The organism is Streptomyces sp. NPDC001508 (assembly GCF_040298665.1).
Taxonomy (GTDB): Bacteria; Actinomycetota; Actinomycetes; order Streptomycetales; family Streptomycetaceae; genus Streptomyces.
In genome coordinates, this window is the sequence record NZ_JBEPAP010000044.1 from 41,348 (window position 1) to 58,188 (window position 16,841).

Below are 16,841 nucleotides of genomic sequence, written 5' to 3' on the forward strand. Positions count from 1 at the left end.
TCCGGCCGGTGCTCACTCGTGGATCGGGTGAGCACCGGGGAGCAGACAGCTGCCGGGGGTCTGTGCGGCTTTCAGCGCGATGATCGCGCCGGCGGAGCCGGTCGCCAGGTCCGTCGAAAGACGGACCAGCTGATCTCCGTGCAGCACCTGGGCGTCCTTGAACGGCGCGAGGTGCAGAGCCAGGGCTCGGAGGTGGGTGGCCAGCTCTTCCCGCCAGTCAGGCAGGCGCACGACGGCATGGGAGAGCAGGTATGCGAGTCCGGAGCGTCCATGGAAAAGCCCTCCCTGTATGACGACTTGTACGCTTCCCGCGCGAAGCGCGCCGAGCACGACACCGGGGGCGTCGATGTTCGCGGCCTGTGCCTCGGGCAGTGCCAGTGCGCCCAGCGCGACGCCTGCTGTCCCTTCGGCGAGGTAGGGCAACAACCGGTTGGAGCTGTGCATCTGCAGCATGCCGTCGAGTTCGCGGGCGTGCCGCAGGTCGCAGCGCACAGCCTCTTCGGCGGCTTGGTCCCACCCCAGGTCCCCGGTCGAGAGGGCACAGCGCGCGAAGAGGATCGCGGGGCCCGACCAGCCGTACATCAACCCCGGCCGGTCCAGCAGCCCTTGGTCCCCTATCAGCTCACGGACGCGAGTGGCCAGGCCGATCGCCTCGTCCTTGAGCCCCAGCTCCAGGAAGAGGTGGGCGATCCCGGTGAGCCCGCTGAACAGGCCCGGCGAGGACGGCAGCGGGCCGGTCAACAGCCGGTCGACAAGGTTGGCCGTCTCGCTGTGGCCAAGCGTGTGCAGCAACCACGCGGTCCCCGCGAGTCCGTCGTACAGGCCGGTCGGCGCGTCGAGGGGGGCCCGTCGCGCAGTACGCACGAGCCACTCCACATGCTCGTCCGACGGGACGCTCCCGGCGGCCTGTTGCGCCAGCAGCACTCCGGGCGTGCCGTACGCGAGGCCCCATGCGGCTCCCGGCCGGTGGCCTGCGACATCCCCGGGGAACAGTCGGTCCGTACGGCCGGGGTCGGCCGCGCGGGCGATGCCGCGCAGCAGTTCGTCGACGGATGGCGCAGGCAAGGGGGCAGCCGGCTCAGAGGTGTTCGCGGCCGGAAGATGGGGCCGCAGGGCGGGCGACAGCGCCAGCCGTTCGGTCATGCGCCGCACGAACTCGGGCGGGAGCGTGGGGAATGATGTCGTCGCCAGTTCGAGCAGCGAGGCCACTGCCGCGGGGTTACGCAACGTCAGTACGGTGAGCGGCGCGAACGAGGCGAGTTGGCAGCATCCCAGGGCGAACAGATCCGCGTCACGGGGGTCGGTGATCGTCGGATCTGTGAAACCGGGAGCTCCGAGAGCGACCGTCCGTACGGAGTCCAGCGGCATGGCGAGTTCGAAGTCGACGAGGGCGACGCTGTCGTCGGGACGGACCAGGATGTTGCGGTGGTGCAGATCGCCGAAGGCCACCGCGGCGTCGTGCAGCGCCGTCACGCACTCCTCGACCTGCTCCATCCTCCCAACAGCGCGAGCGGCGAACTCGGCTCGGACGGCCTCGGTGGGCTGGTACCGCGTGAGCGGGTACTCCCGTCCCAGCCAGGCGTTGACGGTCTCCCCTTCGACGTACTCCATCGCCAGGTATTGATGCTCCCAGGCAGTGAAGGAGCCGTACAGGCGCGGTACGAAGGGCAGGTGCGCGAGCCTTTCGAGGATCGCCTCCTCGGTGCGCAGCCGAGCCACCGCGTCGGCGCCGAGCGCGTCGAGGCCCGCGTACGGCCGGGCTTCCTTGAGGACCGCCGGCCGGCCCTGCGCGTCCTCGGCCAGGTAGACGCCCCCGCCGTTGGAGAAGTGCAGCGCCTTGCGCACCCGATAGCCGCCCAGGGTGCCATCGCCTTCGGCCACGGCACCGGCCGCCATCTGCTGGGCGAGGAACTTTGGTGTGTCCGCCCACTCGGGCACGGTGAACACGGGGCGGCGTTGATCCGGTGTCAACTGCCCCCGGGGATCGCGGAGCGCGGGCACGCGGGTGCCGTCCGGCAACTCGCACCACAGCAGGGTGAAGGCTCCGTACCGTACGGAGACCGGGCCCTCGTTCCAGCGGTGATCGGACAGGACATACGGTCCGGGGCGCCCGTGCAGCGCGACATCGAGTTCTGTGAGGGCGGCGCGCAGTTCGTCCTCCGTGCGCGGGTACACGGTCACGGTCTTGCCGCTCGTGGCCCGGTTCGCGTACTTGGTGTTCATCGCTGTGACGATGTGCCGACTGCGCAGGAACTTCCAAGGCAGGGCGAGCCGTTGGCACACCCTCCAGACCGCCTCGACCGTCTCCTCGGCGCCGTCGGGGGTGGCGCTGACATGAATCTTCCAGCCTTGTTCGGGCAGGTCCGAGTCGCCGTCCGGCGTAAGGAACACCCAGACACCCTGGTGTTGACGTCGCCAGCCCTCCGGAATTCCCCGCACGCTCAACGAGAAACGGGATGAGGAGTCTTCGCAGCGATCCAACGGTTCGTACCACGTGGAATCGGCGATGGTGTACGCCTCATATCTGGGGTCCATGCACCCTCCCGCTTCTCGGCCACTGCCCGCTCACGGCTCTGATCCTTCCCTCCGTACACGTCGTTCGGCAACCACGGAAAGGCGGGACTTAATAGGAATCCGGGCATCCGGTTCAAGCCGGAATGTGAACCCGGGCATGTCGTGAACCGTCGAGGCAGTCACGCACCATGGCAGATGCTGGCCGAAACCGATGCATGAATGACCAGATTCATTCAGCCGTGCGGCTTCTGCCGGCCATGGCACCATGAGCCGTATGGTGACGCGCATTGTTCTTGCCGACGATCAAGCCAGCATACGTATGGGATTCCGGCGGATCCTCGAAGCCGAGGCCGACCTGCAAGTCGTCGGAGAAGCGGACAACGGAGTCGCGGCGCTGGTGGCGACCCGCTCCCTGGAACCCGACGTCCTGCTGGCGGACATCCGTATGCCGGAGATGGACGGCCTGGAACTGACGCGCGAGATCGCCGGTTCCATGCCCTCGGTACGCGTCGTCGTGGTCACCACGTTCGACCTCGACGATTACGTGCACACAGCACTGCGCGAGGGGGCTTGCGGATTCCTCCTCAAGCGCTCCCGATCGGCCGTACTCGTCGAGGCCGTCCGCGCGGCCGCCGCCGGGGACTCCATGATCAGCCCTGAGATCACCACCCGGCTGCTCAGCCGCTTCCGGCACGAACGCCGGGCGGCCCGCCGGCCCAGGGAGCCGCTGACGTCACGCGAACAGGAGGTGGCCCGGCTCGTCGCGGAGGGGCTGACCAACTCCGACATCGGCGCCGAGCTCTTCATCTCGGCGGGCACGGTCAAGACCCATCTGGCTCGACTGCAGAAGAAGTTGGGCGTCCAGAACCGCGTGGGCATCGCCGCATGGGTCTGGGAGTCCGGCCTGATGGGTCCGCCGTAGATTCCGCTCTGGGCCGGGCACCGGTCTGCCGAACGGCTGATACCGCGGGGACCCGACTCTGCGCCACCATGGGCATCATGCCGAGACCATCAGGGAGCCATGCCATGGATGGGGCAGCCGACGCCCCTCACACGATGGTCGGCTGCCGTGTGGCGATCTGCTGGGCCGGCACAGGCAGCACCCGCCGCAACTCCGCGCCGTTGCCCCGCAGCAGCAGAGTCCCCAGGTGTGTCACGGTGTGCACCGCGTGGCTGCCCCTCCGGCACGTCGAGATCAGCCCGGCCGCTCGCAGGACTGCCGCGTGCTGGCTCACCGCCGCGGTGGTCACACCGAGCCTTTCGGCGAGTTCGGCGTTGCCGCAGCCTTCCTCCACCGCGCGCAGCGCGGCCGCCCGCGTTCTGCCCACGAGCGCGGCCAGGCTGTCGACGTCCGCGCTCCGGCCGCCTCGTACGGCATCGGCGCCCGCCAGGAGGCTGGGAAGCTCCTGCGAGCGCGGCCAGTTGGGGAACGCCAGGATCGGCGCGCTCTGTGGGTCGCCGCGGTCGAATCGCGCCACGTGGGCAGGCCGGTGCAGGAACAGAGAAGGCGTCAGCACCAGGCCGCGCCCGGCCGGCTTCAGCTCGCCCGGGCCCACACCGTCGATCTCCAGCACCGGCGGCTTCCAACGGATGCCGGCCCCGAGGTTGCCGAGCAGGGCTCCCACCCCGTCGCGGCCCATGATGTGCCGCAGGGACTCCCGTGCGCTGTCCAGATGCACGCCGATGCGCTCCCAGTGGGGTGCCACGGCCAGTTGGGAGAAATACTTGACCGCGGACACCACATGCGGATGCTGTGCGCCCAGACAGAGGTCCAACAGCCCTGAACAGTTGCCCGCGAGACGTAACAGCCGAGCGACGCGCTCTGTACTCGCGGTGGATGTCATGAGTTGTCTGCGTACCCGCCGACGCCACTCGTGAAATCCCTCTTCCTCGGTGTCGAGGAGTCTGTCCAGGGCGAAGATGGTTTCGAGGAGAGGAATGTCACCATCGCTGATTCTGATACGTGCCAGGTCATCAGCGGACAGGAAGATGCGGTACATGATGAGGCGACTCCCATTCCAGTGCGTATCGCTCCGTGCGCCAATTGGCGCGGCTGGTTGATTCTTTCCATGTGTGTCCCGGGCATCGGATGCTCTTCTTCTCGGTGATTCCGGATTCTGACGACTCTCCTGTCGGTACGGGCGACTATGCTCCGTGCCGCCGACGGACGTCCATGATGTCGACGTGTACACCACCCGTTTCCGGCCCAGCCATCGACGCTACGACGCCGTGATGCCGCCTCCCGGCGTCATGGACATGGCGACGCCGTTGGGTCAACTGCCGTGGCGAGTAGGTGGAAGGCGGAGCGTGTCCCCGTCGAGCGCCCGGTTCACCCGGCCCTGCTCGGCGGCGGCTCCGGCGAGTTCCCGGCCATGCCGAGGCCGTCCCCGCGCCCACACTCCAGCCGCAGTGCGCCGTCCCGCCCACCACGACGGAAAACCGCCGCCCGGTGAGCCGAAGCGGCGTTGATCATCTCAAGGAGAAGCGCCGAGATCGTCCATCGCACCGGTGCCCTGGCAAGCCGGCGCGGCGCTCATCACCACCGACGTCAGACATTTCGTCCCCCGTTCGCTCAGACATGCGGATCAGGTTGGCAGGCGAGCGCTCGCATCGGTATCAGCCTTTCGGCAGATTGCGTCCCCCGGGTGCCTTGCACGAGGAGGCCAGGGGCAGCACTACGGCAACCCGCCACCCATCCCCCTTGTGAGGGCCCGCTGTCAAGCTCCCGCCCAGTGCCGCGGCCCGCTCGGAGAGACCGCTGATACCGGTGCCTCCCGCTCCTGCCGCCCGTGCGACCAGGCCGGGTTCGGCCGTCGGGTGCCGTGCGTCATCGGTGATCTGCACACGCAACAGCGGCGCGCCGTCGACCACTTCGCGCCGGAGGAGGATCTCCACCCGTGACGCGCTCGCGGCGTGCCGCCGCACATTGGTGAGCGCCTCCACGATCACCCGGTACCCCATCGCACTGACCTCGGCCGGGAGGTCGTCCGCGGTCCCCTCTGCCATGAGGAGGACAGCCTCGGGCGAGCCCGTCCCGTTGAACCGCTCGACCAGGGAGACGAGTTCGCTGAGGTCACGACGCGGACCGCTGGGCGAGAGCGGGATCGTGTTCTTCTTCCCTTCACCGCCGCTGCCGGAAGCGAGTTCCCGGCGTCCGGCCCGGTCCAGGGCGCGCTCCTGTCTGTCACCCGGCGCTTCGGCCAGGAGTTGAACGGTGTGATCCATTGCCTCCAGGGCCTGGGCACCCGCCGCGCCGATCTCGGGAAGCAGGTCCAGCGCCTGCCGCGGGTCCTTCTTGGCCAGCACCTGCGCCGCCTCGACGAGTACGACCACCGCCGTGACGTCATGAGCGGCGTAGTCATGCAAGTCCCGTGCCAGGCTGAGCCGTTCGGCTCGGCGTTCCGCTGCGGCGATGGCGTGGCCGCGCGCGTCGAGGTTCCGCAGGTAAACCCCGACACCCATGGCGACCATGCCCAGGATCGCCCAGATCAGACAGAGCTGAAGAGTCTCGCTGCAACTGGAGGGCGGAACGGCGTTCATGGTGATGCGCAGGGGTGACAGCGTGATCGTCGTCGTCAGCAGCACCGCGAGGCCGGTCGCCGTCCAGGAGCCCGGACGGCGCACCCCGACGACCACCAGCATCATCAGCGCCACCGTCTCAGCCGCCCACCAGTTCGCCGCGGCTGACCGGGCCGGGCCCTCGTAGGCGAAAGTAACGACGGTGGAGACCCCTGCGGCCCCCGGCAGGACGAACAGCAGTGTCCTTTGCTGTGGGGGACTCCACACCGTCAGCACCAAAGCCGTGGTGACCGTGACTGCACCCGATCCGCTGATGAGGGGCCCGACCGACTCGGTCGTCATGGCGGCGATCCCCCACGTCGCCAAGACGAGCAGCGCGCAGAGGAAGCCGCGTAACCTGATCCGCCGTCGTCTCCCTGTACGCCTTCGCTTCGTCACACAGCGCAAGGCTAGTACGCCGAGTAGCCGGGGGAAATCTCACCTCCCGGCCACAGATCCGTACGTGACGGTCGCACGTCGTACGGCTCTTGTCGGGCCACCCGCACGGCCGACCCCTGAACGGTCACCCCAGCCACCGCACAGACCGAGAGGCCGCCCACCTACGACCGGGCACCCCCTCAAGAACCTCGCAGGAGCCTCGAAGCACCGCGGCACGCGCTCATGCGGCCCCGGGCGAGCCGTCCCCGCCGTACGCGAGCCGCAGGAAGGTGGGGCGTGGGACGAGGACGCCGACGCGTTCCCCGCCGACGTTCCGCTGGAAGACACTGGTCTCGCACCGCCTGCGGACCTCACCGCCACGCTCCGCTCCCGGTGCTGCCCCTGTCCGAGGGCTTCCCCCGGACCTGCGCAAGCACATCTCGCAGGGCGTGACACGCGCGGACCAGCCGTCGGCACCCGCGCCCGCCGACGCCGGCGCCGTATGACGGCGGCGACCGCCCGCGCGGCGGCCCTCTTCCCGGACGCGCCGCCGGTCTCGTCCACCTGACGCCCCGCGGTGTCACCCGAGGGAGCAGGCGTACGGACCGATCGGCTTCAGGGTGGTCGGGCCTGGCCCGGTCCTTCCCCGGCGGCCGGGGTGGGGGCGTAGTTGCGTCCCGTGGGCCCTATGGCGTGGTGATGACGTCGTTGGCTTTGCCGGTTGCTGTTTGGCGGGTGGCTGACTTCGGGATCGGGTCGTCGTTCTTCAGGGCGGTCCAGATCAGCTGGGACTTGGTCTTGTCGAGGAGGACCCGGTTGGGGTTCGCGGGGTCGTACTGGACCGGCATCGTGACCATGGTCATATGCGACGCGCTGATGCCCTTGAGGCCGTTCGCGAAGCTCACGAGCGAGTTGACCGAGCCGAGGTCGGAGTCGGTGGTGACGGCCTTGGTGGCGGTGTCGGCGAGGCCGTACAGCTTCGTCGGGTCGGTGAGGACGCCGATCTGCTTGACCTGCTCGACCAGCGCCTTGACGAACGCCTGCTGGAGCTGGATGCGGCCGAGGTCGGAGCCGTCGCCGACGCCGTGCCGGGTGCGGACCAGGCCGAGCGCCTGCTCGCCGGTCAGCTGGTGGGTGCCGGCGGTCAGGTCGAGATGACTCTGCGGGTCGTTGATGTCCTTGGTGGTGGTGACCCTGACCCCGCCCAGCTCGTCGATGAGCTTCTGGAAGCCGCTGAAGTCGACCTCCAGGTAGTGGTCCATGCGCAGGCCGGTGAGGGATTCCACGGTCTTGACCGCGCAGGCGGCGCCGCCGGTGGAGTAGGCGGAGTTGAACATCACGCCGTTCGCGGCCGGGTGGCTGCCGCCGTCGGTGCCGGTGCACTCGGGCCGGTCGACCAGGGTGTCACGGGGGACGGAGACCACGCCGGCCGTCTTGTGGCCCTCGTAGATGTGGACGATCATCGCCGTGTCGGAGCGGGCGCTGCCGTCGTCGGCGCCGCCGCCGAGCTTCTCGTTGGAGCCGGAGCGCGAGTCCGAGCCGAGGACCAGGATGTTCTCGGAGCCGTTGTCGGCCTTCGTCGGCCGGTCGGTGCCCAGGGCCTGGTTGATGTCGACGCTCTTGATGTTGCCGTTGAGCTTGAAGTACACGTATCCGGCGCCCGTGCCGCCCAGCACCACGATGCCCGCGGCCGTCCAGGCCGTGATCAGCAGGGCCTTGCTGCGCTTGCGCGTCCTGCGATGACGGGACCGGCTGCTACCGGACTCGGGTATGCCGGGCTCCGGCGTGCTCTCGGCGGACATGTGCTCCTCGGTCCTGGTCGGCTGCTTCGGTTACCCCCTGCTTCCGGGGTCGGTCGCGGTGCCTGTCGCACCATCGTCGCTCCGCCCGGTCAGACGGCGAAACCGGGGACAGGGTTGCACGACCCGCTGTGCCCGCCCTGTGCAGGGGCGGGCACAGCCGGTGGCGACCCGAGCCGGACAGGCCGGGCCCTGTCCGGCTCACCTGGGTTTTCAGCCCCAGATGTCGTACTGCTGGTAACCGGTGCCGAGCGAGACCCTTGTGGTGAAGATCTCGCTGGTCCCCTTGCCGGTGCCCTTGTACAGGTAGAGCGTGCCGCTCTTGGTGCGGGCCAGGAAGTCGGCCTTGCCGTCGCCGGAGAAGTCTCCGACGGCGTCGAAGGCGTCGAAGCCGGTCCAGGCGCTGCGAACCTTGACCCGGGCGGAGAACGCCCCGCTGCCGGCCTTGCCGGTGCCCTTGTACAGGTACAGGTCCCCGGTGCTGCTCTTGCGCGCGAGCAGGTCGGCCTTGCCGTCGCCGTTGAAGTCGCCGTGGCCGCGCACGACGTTGTACTGGTTCCAGCCCGTGCCGACCTCCACGCGCGAGCCGAAGGTGCCGTTGCCCTTGCCGGGGTAGATCCACAGGGCCCCGCCGGAGTCGACGGACAGGACGTCGGGCAGATAGTCGCCGGTGACGTCACCGGGCGTGATGATCCGGGTACGGGTCTTCCAGCCGGTGAAGATCTTCGTCTGCGCCCAGGAGCCGCTGGCGATCACGTAGTGCATCCAGTAGACGTCGCCGGTGCCGCTGTCGCGGACCACCAGGTCCTGGATGCCGTCGCGGTCGAGGTCGGTCTGCAGGACGACGTTGACGCCGTTCCAGTTGCCCCAGGAGATACGGGCGGTGAACGAGGACCCCTTGGAGTCCTTCTCGTAGCCGGTCTTGCTGCTGGCGGCGCGCACCCAGACATCGGCCTTGCCGTCGGTGTGGCTGAGGTTCGCGTCGTCGACCTGTGCGTAGGCGGCGCCGACGTAGGTGCTGACCTTGGTGAAGACGCTGTAGGCGCCCTTGGCGACGCAGTCCGTCACGCCCCAGGAGACGACGCCCACGATCCGGCCGCCGACCACGAGCGGGCCTCCGGAGTCGCCGTTGCAGGCGGAGGTGGTGCCGGTGTCACTGCCGGTGGCGGGGGTGCCCGCGCACACCATCTGGGTCTTGACGAACTCGGCGCCGTAGTAGCCGGCGCAGGTGGTGTCCGACTGGACGGGCAGCGTGGCCGTCTTCAGCGTCCCGGAGATGTCGTCGGAGGTGGAGCTGGTGCGGCCCCAGCCGTACACCTTGGCGCTGGTGCCCGACGCGTACGAGGCGGTGTCGCCGGATGTCGTCATCCGGATCGGCGTGGCCTTGACCGGGGCGCCCAGGGTGAGCACCGCGAGGTCGTTGCCGAGTGTACTCGCGCTGTACGACGCGTGGTTCCACTGGCGCAGTACGCCGGTGACGGTGCCGCCGTGCAGGTCCGTGCCGCCGGAGGTGTCGCTGGTCGGCAGCTGGGCGGTGCCGGTGACGATCGCGCCGTTGGCCTTCCAGTTGTAGCCCTTGACGCAGTGCGCGGCGGTCAGGATCTTCGTCGGCGTAACGACCGCTCCGCCGCAGAAGAAGCCGATGTCATCGCTCTCGGTGGCGGTGCCCCGGTCGTCGTAGTACCAGAGCTGGGCCATCCACGGGGCGGAGGTGATGGTGGTCTGGCTGCCGCCGATGATCTTCGGGTCGACGCCGGTGGCCCGGGTGTCCGCGCTCAGCGACGTCTTCTTGGCCGGCTGCCCCGGAGTGTCGTCGCCGGCGAGGGCGCCCGCGACGCGCTGCTCCAGCGTGGCGAGCGAGGGTGTGGTGAGGGCCGGCTCGACCTTCGGGGTCGGTACGGCGGTGCTCGCGCCCGCGGAGGTGGTCAGCAGCGTGGCGGCGAGGGCAGCGGCGACGCCGACGGCGGCGACGGGCAGCCCGATGCGTATCCGACGTCTGTGACGCCCGCCGGACATGGTGGTAGGCAAGGAGGTCCCCCCAGCTGAAAAAGCGTTGGAAGGGGTGCACAACAGCACACCCGTTCCTATCAGCGCCAAAAGGCCGGTTGCCGTCACTCAGTGACGGCAACCGGCCCAAAGCCCTCCAAGTGGCGCGGGAAACTACCCAAAACCACGCCCAACCAACAACAGCCGACTCCACAAAGGGGCGCGGGGAACTGCGCGACCAGCCACACCCCACCCGCACCCAACCCACGACAGCCGACCCCCCAAGGGGCGCGGGGAACTGCGCGACAAGCCACAACCCACCCGCAGCCGACCACAGCAGACGCTCAACGGCGCTGCCACCCCGGCCAAACCCAGCGGAGCGCCTAGTCGCCGTTACCCGGCGCAGGCGTCGTCTTCTGGATCTGCATCAGGAACTCGACGTTCGACTTGGTCTGCTTCATCTTGTCGAGCAGCAACTCGATCGCCTGCTGCTGGTCGAGCGCGTGCAGAACGCGACGCAGCTTCCAGACGACGGACAGCTCCTCGTTGCCGAGCAGGATCTCTTCCTTGCGCGTACCGGACGCGTCGACGTCCACCGCCGGGAAGATCCGCTTGTCGGCGAGCTTCCGGTCGAGCTTCAGCTCCATGTTGCCGGTGCCCTTGAACTCCTCGAAGATCACCTCGTCCATGCGGGACCCGGTGTCCACCAGGGCGGTGGCGAGGATGGTCAGCGAGCCGCCGTCCTCGATGTTGCGGGCCGCACCGAAGAACCGCTTCGGCGGGTACAGGGCGGTCGAGTCGACACCACCGGACAGGATGCGGCCGGAGGCCGGCGCGGCCAGGTTGTAGGCGCGGCCCAGACGCGTGATCGAGTCGAGCAGCACGACGACGTCGTGGCCCAGTTCCACCAGCCGCTTGGCCCGCTCGATGGCCAGCTCGGCGACCGTGGTGTGGTCCTCGGCCGGGCGGTCGAAGGTCGAGGAGATGACCTCGCCCTTGACCGACCGCTGCATGTCGGTGACCTCTTCCGGACGCTCGTCGACGAGGACGACCATCAGGTGGCACTCGGGGTTGTTGTGGGTGATCGCGTTGGCGATCGCCTGCATGATCATGGTCTTGCCGGTCTTCGGCGGGGCCACGATCAGACCGCGCTGGCCCTTGCCGATGGGCGAGACGAGGTCGATGATCCGGGTGGTGAGGACGCCGGGGTCGGTCTCCAGACGGAGCCGGTCCTGCGGGTACAGCGGGGTCAGCTTGTTGAACTCCGGTCGGCCGCGCCCGTGTTCGGGGGCCATGCCGTTGACGGAGTCCAGACGGACCAGCGCGTTGAACTTCTCGCGCCGCTCGCCTTCCTTGGGCTGGCGGACCGCGCCGGTGATGTGGTCGCCCTTGCGCAGGCCGTTCTTGCGGACCTGGGCGAGGGAGACGTACACGTCGTTCGGACCCGGAAGGTAACCGGACGTACGGATGAAGGCGTAGTTGTCGAGGATGTCCAGGATGCCCGCGACGGGGATCAGGACGTCGTCCTCGGCGAGTTGCGGCTCGGCGATCTCGTCACGGCCCCGGCGCCCACGGCGGTCGCGGTAGCGTCCGCGCCGGCCCCGGCGCCCGCCCTCGAAGTCGTCGTCGTCCTGCTGCTGCTGCCGGTCCTGGCGGCCGCCCTGCTGGTTCTGCTGCCGGCCGCCCTGGCCCTGGCCCTGCTGCTCGTCGCCCTTGCCCCGGCGGTCACGCTCACGGTCCCGCCCGCGCTCGCGGCGGTCGCGACGGCCGCGGCCATCGCCCTCGCCGCCGTCGCCCTTGGCCTCGCCCTGCGCGGAGCCGCCGGCCTGCTCGGCCGAGGTCGCGGCCTTGGCGGCCGGCGTCTCGGCCCTGGTCTCGTTCTTCGCCTCGGCGACGACGGACTCGGGGCTGCCCGCCTCCGCGGTGGCGCGGCGCCGCCGGCGCTCGACGGGGGCGCCGTCATCGGTGCCCGGCTGCTCGGTGGGGGCCGCGACCTTGGGAGAGGGCTGGCCGGGGATCTCGATCTGCTGCTGGGCCACGGCCTTGTCGGCGGGGGCCTCGGCCTTGGCCTCGGTCTTCTTGTCCGCCTCCTCGCCCGTACGGGTCCGAGAGGTGGCCCGGCGCTTCGGCTTGGTCTCGGCGGCGTCCGCCTTGGCCGCGGGGGCACTTGCCCCGGCGGGGGCGCCCCCGGCCTGCGCCTCCTTGATGACCTCGATCAGCTGGCTCTTGCGCATGCGCGCCGTGCCCCTGATGCCGAGGCCGGATGCGACCTGCTGCAGCTCGGCCAGCACCATGCCCTCAAGGCCGGTACCGCGGCGCCGCCGGGAGCCGGCACCGCTGGCAGGCGCGGAGGCGTCCGTGGCGGGCGCGGCAGCGGTCTCCTCGACACGTGCGCCCATCAGATCGGTGGTGTCGCTCACGAAGGGTCCTTCCCTGGAGCGGACGTCGGCCTGTCTGGCTCGGCGACCGGTTGTGCTGTCCGGCTTCGGCCCTTGCTGTGTGGACCGTGCCGGGGCGGTGGTCCGCCAAAGCGGCGGAAGAGATTTCTGGTGATGGCGCTTCCTTGAGCCGTGGCACCCAGTGTCACGTGGCGTGGTCGCACCGATTCCGGAGCATGCCCGGCAATCCACTCAGTGCCCTAGTGCGGCGTACTGCCCAGGTACGACATACAGAACACGAAGTGGCTTGGGAGGCTCCCGGAAGAATGTCTGTCCCGGACGGGGACACGAAGCACCTCGCCATGGTGGGGTCGGGTGCAGACTTGAGGTTAACACTACCGGATCCAACAAACATTCCCCCTCTCCAAATCCGGCAACCGGGTGTCAGGTCGCAAGCGGAAGCACGCTCGCTCCCCGAAGGTCAAGGGCCAGCCGGTTGGCGGCCCAGCCGACGCCCGCCAGGGCCTGCACCTTGTCGGCGGTGCCGACGTCGGCCAGCGCCATGACGGTGGGTCCGGCGCCGGAGATCACCGCGGGGATCCCGTCGGCGCGCAGCCGCTCCACCAGCGCGGCGCTCTCCGGCATCGCCGGTGCGCGGTACTCCTGGTGGAGGCGGTCCTCGGTGGCGGGCAGCAGCAGCTCGGGGCGCCTGGTCAGGGCCTCGACGAGCAGGGCGGCACGGCCCGCGTTGGCGGCGGCGTCGACATGCGGCACGGTGCGCGGCAGCAGGCCGCGCGCGGTCTCGGTGAGAACCGGCTTCCCGGGCACGAAAACCACCGGAACGATGGAATCGTCGGGCTCCATCCTGATGGCCCGGGCGGCGCCCTCCTCGGTCCAGGACAGGGTGAAGCCGCCGAGCAGACACGCCGCCACGTTGTCGGGGTGGCCCTCGATCTCGGTGGCCAGTTCCAGCAGGGCGGGGTCGTCGAGCCGGGCCTCGCCGCCTATGGTCACCGCCCGCGCGGCGACGATGCCCGCACAGATGGCGGCGGAGGAGGAGCCGAGGCCCCGGCCGTGCGGAATGCGGTTGGCGCAGACGATCTCCAGGCCCCGGGGCTGTCCGCCCAGCAGGTCGAAGGCGGTGCGCAGGGAGCGTACGAGGAGGTGGTTCTCGTCACGTGCGAGCGTCTCGCTGCCCTCGCCCGCGATGTCGATGTGCAGTCCGGAGTCGGCCACCCGGACGACCACGTCGTCGTAGAGCCCCAGTGCCAGGCCGAGGGCGTCGAAGCCCGGGCCGAGGTTGGCGCTGGTGGCGGGAACGCGCACCCGGACGGCGGCGGCGCGGAACGCTGGACCGGCCATCGCTCGATGACTCTCCTTGAGCTGCGTGCTTGTCGAATGACATTCGATACGTACGTGACCTCGGGCCGCGGAGACGACGCGGCGCCGCTGTATGCGCGGCATATGCGGCAGGCGGGTTCTGTACAGCCTATCGAAGGAAGGTTCTGCGGCGACATAGGGCGCACAGGAGGCGCACGATGCGTGTCGCAAGCCCCCCGTGCACCCCTCCTAGGGAGCCCCCAGGTTAGGACGCCGGGAAGGCCGACCCGGTTGACCCGTCCGAAGGGTTCGCCGGTTCGGCCGCCGAGCCACCGAGGCCGTCAGGCCAGCCCCAGCCGCTGGGCCGCGGAGGCCGCGTCGACCGGGACGGTGACCGGCTGCGGGGCGCCCGCGACGGCCCAGTCGGGGTCCTTGAGGCCGTTGCCCGTGACCGTGCAGACGATGCGCTGACCGGGGTCGACCCGGCCCTGCTCGGCGGACTTCAGCAGGCCGGCCACCGACGCGGCGGACGCGGGCTCCACGAAGACGCCCTCCTGCGCGGCCAACAGCCGGTAGGCGCGCAGGATTTCACGGTCCGTCACCTCGTCGATGAGGCCACCCGACTCGTCCCGGGCCCGCAGCGCGTACTGCCAGGACGCAGGGTTGCCGATGCGGATGGCGGTGGCGATGGTCGAGGGGTCCTTGACGATCTCACCGCGTACGATCGGGGCGCTGCCCGACGCCTGGAAGCCCCACATCCGCGGGGTCCGGGCGGCCACGCCGTCGGCGGCGTACTCCTGGTAACCCTTCCAGTACGCGGTGATGTTGCCCGCGTTGCCGACCGGCAGCACATGGATGCCCGGGGCGTCGCCCAGCATGTCCACGATTTCGAAGGCGGCCGTCTTCTGCCCCTCGATACGCACCGGGTTGACCGAATTGACCAGCGCCACCGGGTAGTTGTCGCTCAGGTTACGGGCGAGCGTGAGGCAGTCGTCGAAGTTGCCGTCGACCTGGAGGATCTTCGCACCGTGCACCAGCGCCTGGCCCATCTTGCCGAGCGCGATCTTGCCCTGCGGGACCAGCACGGCCGAGACCATCCCGGCCCGCACCGCGTACGCGGCGGCCGAGGCGGAGGTGTTGCCGGTGGAGGCGCAGATGACCGCCTGGGCCCCCTCCTCCTTGGCCTTGGAGATGGCCATGGTCATACCGCGGTCCTTGAAGGACCCCGTCGGGTTGGCGCCCTCCACCTTCAGGTGGACCTCGCAGCCCGTGCGCTCGGAGAGCACCTGCGCGGGCACGAGGGGCGTGCCGCCCTCGCGGAGCGTCACGACCGGCGTGGTGTCGGATACCGGCAGCCGGTCCCGGTACTCCTCGATGATTCCGCGCCACTGGTGGGTCATTGCTGCTTACTCTCCTTCAACCCGCATGATGCTGGCGACACCCCGCACGGTGTCGAGATTGCGCAGCGCCTCGACGGTCCCGGACAGGGACGCGTCGGACGCGCGGTGGGTGACGACGACGAGGGACGCCCCCCCGCCCTCCCGTCGCCCAGCGCCGCCCGGTTCGATGGCGACCGCGTCGCCGCTGCTTTGATTTCTACCCTGCTGGCGAACCGTATCGATGGAAACACCGTGCTCGGCGAACACGGTGGCGACCTGGGCGAGAACACCCGGTTTGTCGGCGACGTCCAGGCTGATGTGGTAGCGCGTGACGACGTCCCCCATGGGCGAGACGGGCAGCGCGGCGTACGCCGACTCGCCGGGCCCCGTGGCCCCGCCCAGCCGGTTGCGGCAGACGGCCACCAGATCGCCGAGCACCGCGGACGCGGTGGGCGCACCGCCCGCGCCGGGGCCGTAGAACATGAGCTGCCCGGCGGCGTCCGACTCCACGAACACGGCGTTGTATGCGCCGCGCACGGAAGCGAGCGGGTGGGTCAGCGGAATCATCGCGGGGTGCACGCGCGCGGTGACCGACCCGCCGTCCTCGGCCCGCTCGCAGATGGCGAGCAGTTTGATGGTGCAGCCCATCTGTGTGGCCGAGGCGAAGTCCGCGGCGGTGACCTCGGTCATGCCCTCGCGGTAGACGTCGTCGAGGCGCACGCGCGTGTGGAAGGCGATCCCGGCGAGGATGGCGGCCTTGGCCGCGGCGTCGAAGCCCTCGACATCGGCGGTCGGATCGGCCTCCGCGTACCCGAGGGCGGTGGCCTCGTCCAGCGCCTCCTGGTAGCCGGCCCCCGTGGAGTCCATCTTGTCGAGGATGAAGTTGGTCGTGCCGTTGACGATGCCGAGCACGCGGTTGACCTTGTCCCCCGCGAGCGACTCGCGCAGCGGCCGGATCAGCGGGATGGCACCGGCGACGGCGGCCTCGTAGTAGAGGTCCTCGCCGTTCTCCTCGGCCGCGGCGTGCAGGGCGGCGCCGTCCTGGGCGAGCAGCGCCTTGTTGGCGGAGACGACGGAGGCGCCGTGCTCGAACGCCGTGGTGATCAGGGTGCGGGCGGGCTCGATGCCGCCGATCACCTCCACGACGACGTCGATGTCCCCGCGCTTGACCAGGGCGGTGGCGTCGGTGGTGACCAGGGCCGGGTCGATGCCCTGGCGCACCCGGTCGGGCCGGCGCACGGCCACGCCCGCCAGTTCCACCGGCGCTCCGACGCGAGCGGCGAGGTCGTCGGCGTGCGTCGTCATGATGCGCGCCACCTCTGAGCCGACAACCCCACAGCCCAGCAGCGCCACCTTCAGCGGACGCGTACGCATCATCCGACCTCGTTTCCTCATACCGTCTACGGTGGGACCAGTCTCACTCACCGGACGGTGGTTTCTACCCTTCGTCCGGATCGTGAGATGTCTATTTCATTGTGCCGGGCCGGGAAACCGGAGATCTTCCGGCCTCACGGACGCCTTCGCTGTCC

General features: G+C 69.8%; 10 protein-coding genes. 1 reads left to right on the forward strand and 9 read right to left on the reverse strand.

What is annotated here, in order from left to right:
• Window positions 1–12: 12 nt before the first annotated feature.
• Window positions 13–2,535, reverse strand: a complete 2,523-nt coding sequence (gene lanKC / locus ABT245_RS31200; RefSeq protein WP_351739953.1) for a class III lanthionine synthetase LanKC — start codon at window positions 2,533–2,535, stop codon at window positions 13–15.
• 244 nt (window positions 2,536–2,779) lie between these two features.
• Here lanKC and ABT245_RS31205 point away from each other — a divergent pair, with 244 nt between their 5' ends.
• Window positions 2,780–3,436, forward strand: coding sequence for a response regulator (locus tag ABT245_RS31205; protein ID WP_502982234.1), 657 nt, complete (start codon window positions 2,780–2,782; stop codon window positions 3,434–3,436).
• A 127-nt stretch (window positions 3,437–3,563) separates the two neighbouring features.
• On the opposite strand, the gene ABT245_RS31210 is transcribed toward ABT245_RS31205, so the two are convergent.
• The 8 genes from ABT245_RS31210 to ABT245_RS31245 all read right to left on the reverse strand — a co-directional run bounded on the left by ABT245_RS31210 (window position 3,564) and on the right by ABT245_RS31245 (window position 16,689).
• Window positions 3,564–4,514 (reverse strand): ArsR/SmtB family transcription factor, encoded by a 951-nt coding sequence (locus ABT245_RS31210; protein ID WP_351739958.1) that lies wholly within the window; start codon window positions 4,512–4,514, stop codon window positions 3,564–3,566.
• Window positions 4,515–5,130: 616 nt separating this feature from the next.
• The gene (locus ABT245_RS31215; protein WP_351739961.1) at window positions 5,131–6,375 is read right to left on the reverse strand and encodes a sensor histidine kinase; all 1,245 of its coding nucleotides are present in this window, start codon (window positions 6,373–6,375) and stop codon (window positions 5,131–5,133) included.
• Window positions 6,376–7,136: 761 nt separating this feature from the next.
• Complete coding sequence (locus tag ABT245_RS31220; protein ID WP_351739964.1) at window positions 7,137–8,252, reverse strand: LCP family protein; 1,116 nt, start codon at window positions 8,250–8,252, stop codon at window positions 7,137–7,139.
• 210 nt (window positions 8,253–8,462) lie between these two features.
• On the reverse strand, window positions 8,463–10,265 hold the full coding sequence (locus ABT245_RS31225; RefSeq protein WP_351739967.1) for a trypsin-like serine protease: 1,803 nt from the start codon (window positions 10,263–10,265) through the stop codon (window positions 8,463–8,465).
• A gap of 353 nt (window positions 10,266–10,618) precedes the next feature.
• Entirely contained in the window at window positions 10,619–12,655 is a 2,037-nt protein-coding gene (rho, locus tag ABT245_RS31230; protein WP_351739970.1) for a transcription termination factor Rho, read from the reverse strand.
• A 402-nt stretch (window positions 12,656–13,057) separates the two neighbouring features.
• Window positions 13,058–13,975, reverse strand: a complete 918-nt coding sequence (thrB, locus tag ABT245_RS31235; RefSeq protein WP_351739972.1) for a homoserine kinase — start codon at window positions 13,973–13,975, stop codon at window positions 13,058–13,060.
• A 299-nt stretch (window positions 13,976–14,274) separates the two neighbouring features.
• On the reverse strand, window positions 14,275–15,333 hold the full coding sequence (gene thrC, locus ABT245_RS31240) for a threonine synthase (RefSeq protein WP_351739974.1): 1,059 nt from the start codon (window positions 15,331–15,333) through the stop codon (window positions 14,275–14,277).
• Window positions 15,334–15,339: 6 nt separating this feature from the next.
• Window positions 15,340–16,689, reverse strand: a complete 1,350-nt coding sequence (locus tag ABT245_RS31245; protein ID WP_351739977.1) for a homoserine dehydrogenase — start codon at window positions 16,687–16,689, stop codon at window positions 15,340–15,342.
• Window positions 16,690–16,841 lie beyond the last annotated feature (152 nt).

Bases quoted from the DNA above. Each gene is read 5' to 3' on its own strand.
- ABT245_RS31205 (WP_502982234.1), top strand. From the start codon at position 2,780: ATGAGCCGTATGGTGACGCGCATTGTTCTTGCCGACGATCAAGCCAGC.
- ABT245_RS31225 (WP_351739967.1), bottom strand. From the start codon at position 10,265: ATGTCCGGCGGGCGTCACAGACGTCGGATACGCATCGGGCTGCCCGTC.
- lanKC (WP_351739953.1), bottom strand. From the start codon at position 2,535: ATGGACCCCAGATATGAGGCGTACACCATCGCCGATTCCACGTGGTAC.
- thrC (WP_351739974.1), bottom strand. From the start codon at position 15,333: ATGACCCACCAGTGGCGCGGAATCATCGAGGAGTACCGGGACCGGCTG.
- ABT245_RS31220 (WP_351739964.1), bottom strand. From the start codon at position 8,252: ATGTCCGCCGAGAGCACGCCGGAGCCCGGCATACCCGAGTCCGGTAGC.
- thrB (WP_351739972.1), bottom strand. From the start codon at position 13,975: ATGGCCGGTCCAGCGTTCCGCGCCGCCGCCGTCCGGGTGCGCGTTCCC.
- ABT245_RS31245 (WP_351739977.1), bottom strand. From the start codon at position 16,689: ATGATGCGTACGCGTCCGCTGAAGGTGGCGCTGCTGGGCTGTGGGGTT.
- ABT245_RS31215 (WP_351739961.1), bottom strand. From the start codon at position 6,375: ATGACGACCGAGTCGGTCGGGCCCCTCATCAGCGGATCGGGTGCAGTC.
- ABT245_RS31210 (WP_351739958.1), bottom strand. From the start codon at position 4,514: ATGTACCGCATCTTCCTGTCCGCTGATGACCTGGCACGTATCAGAATC.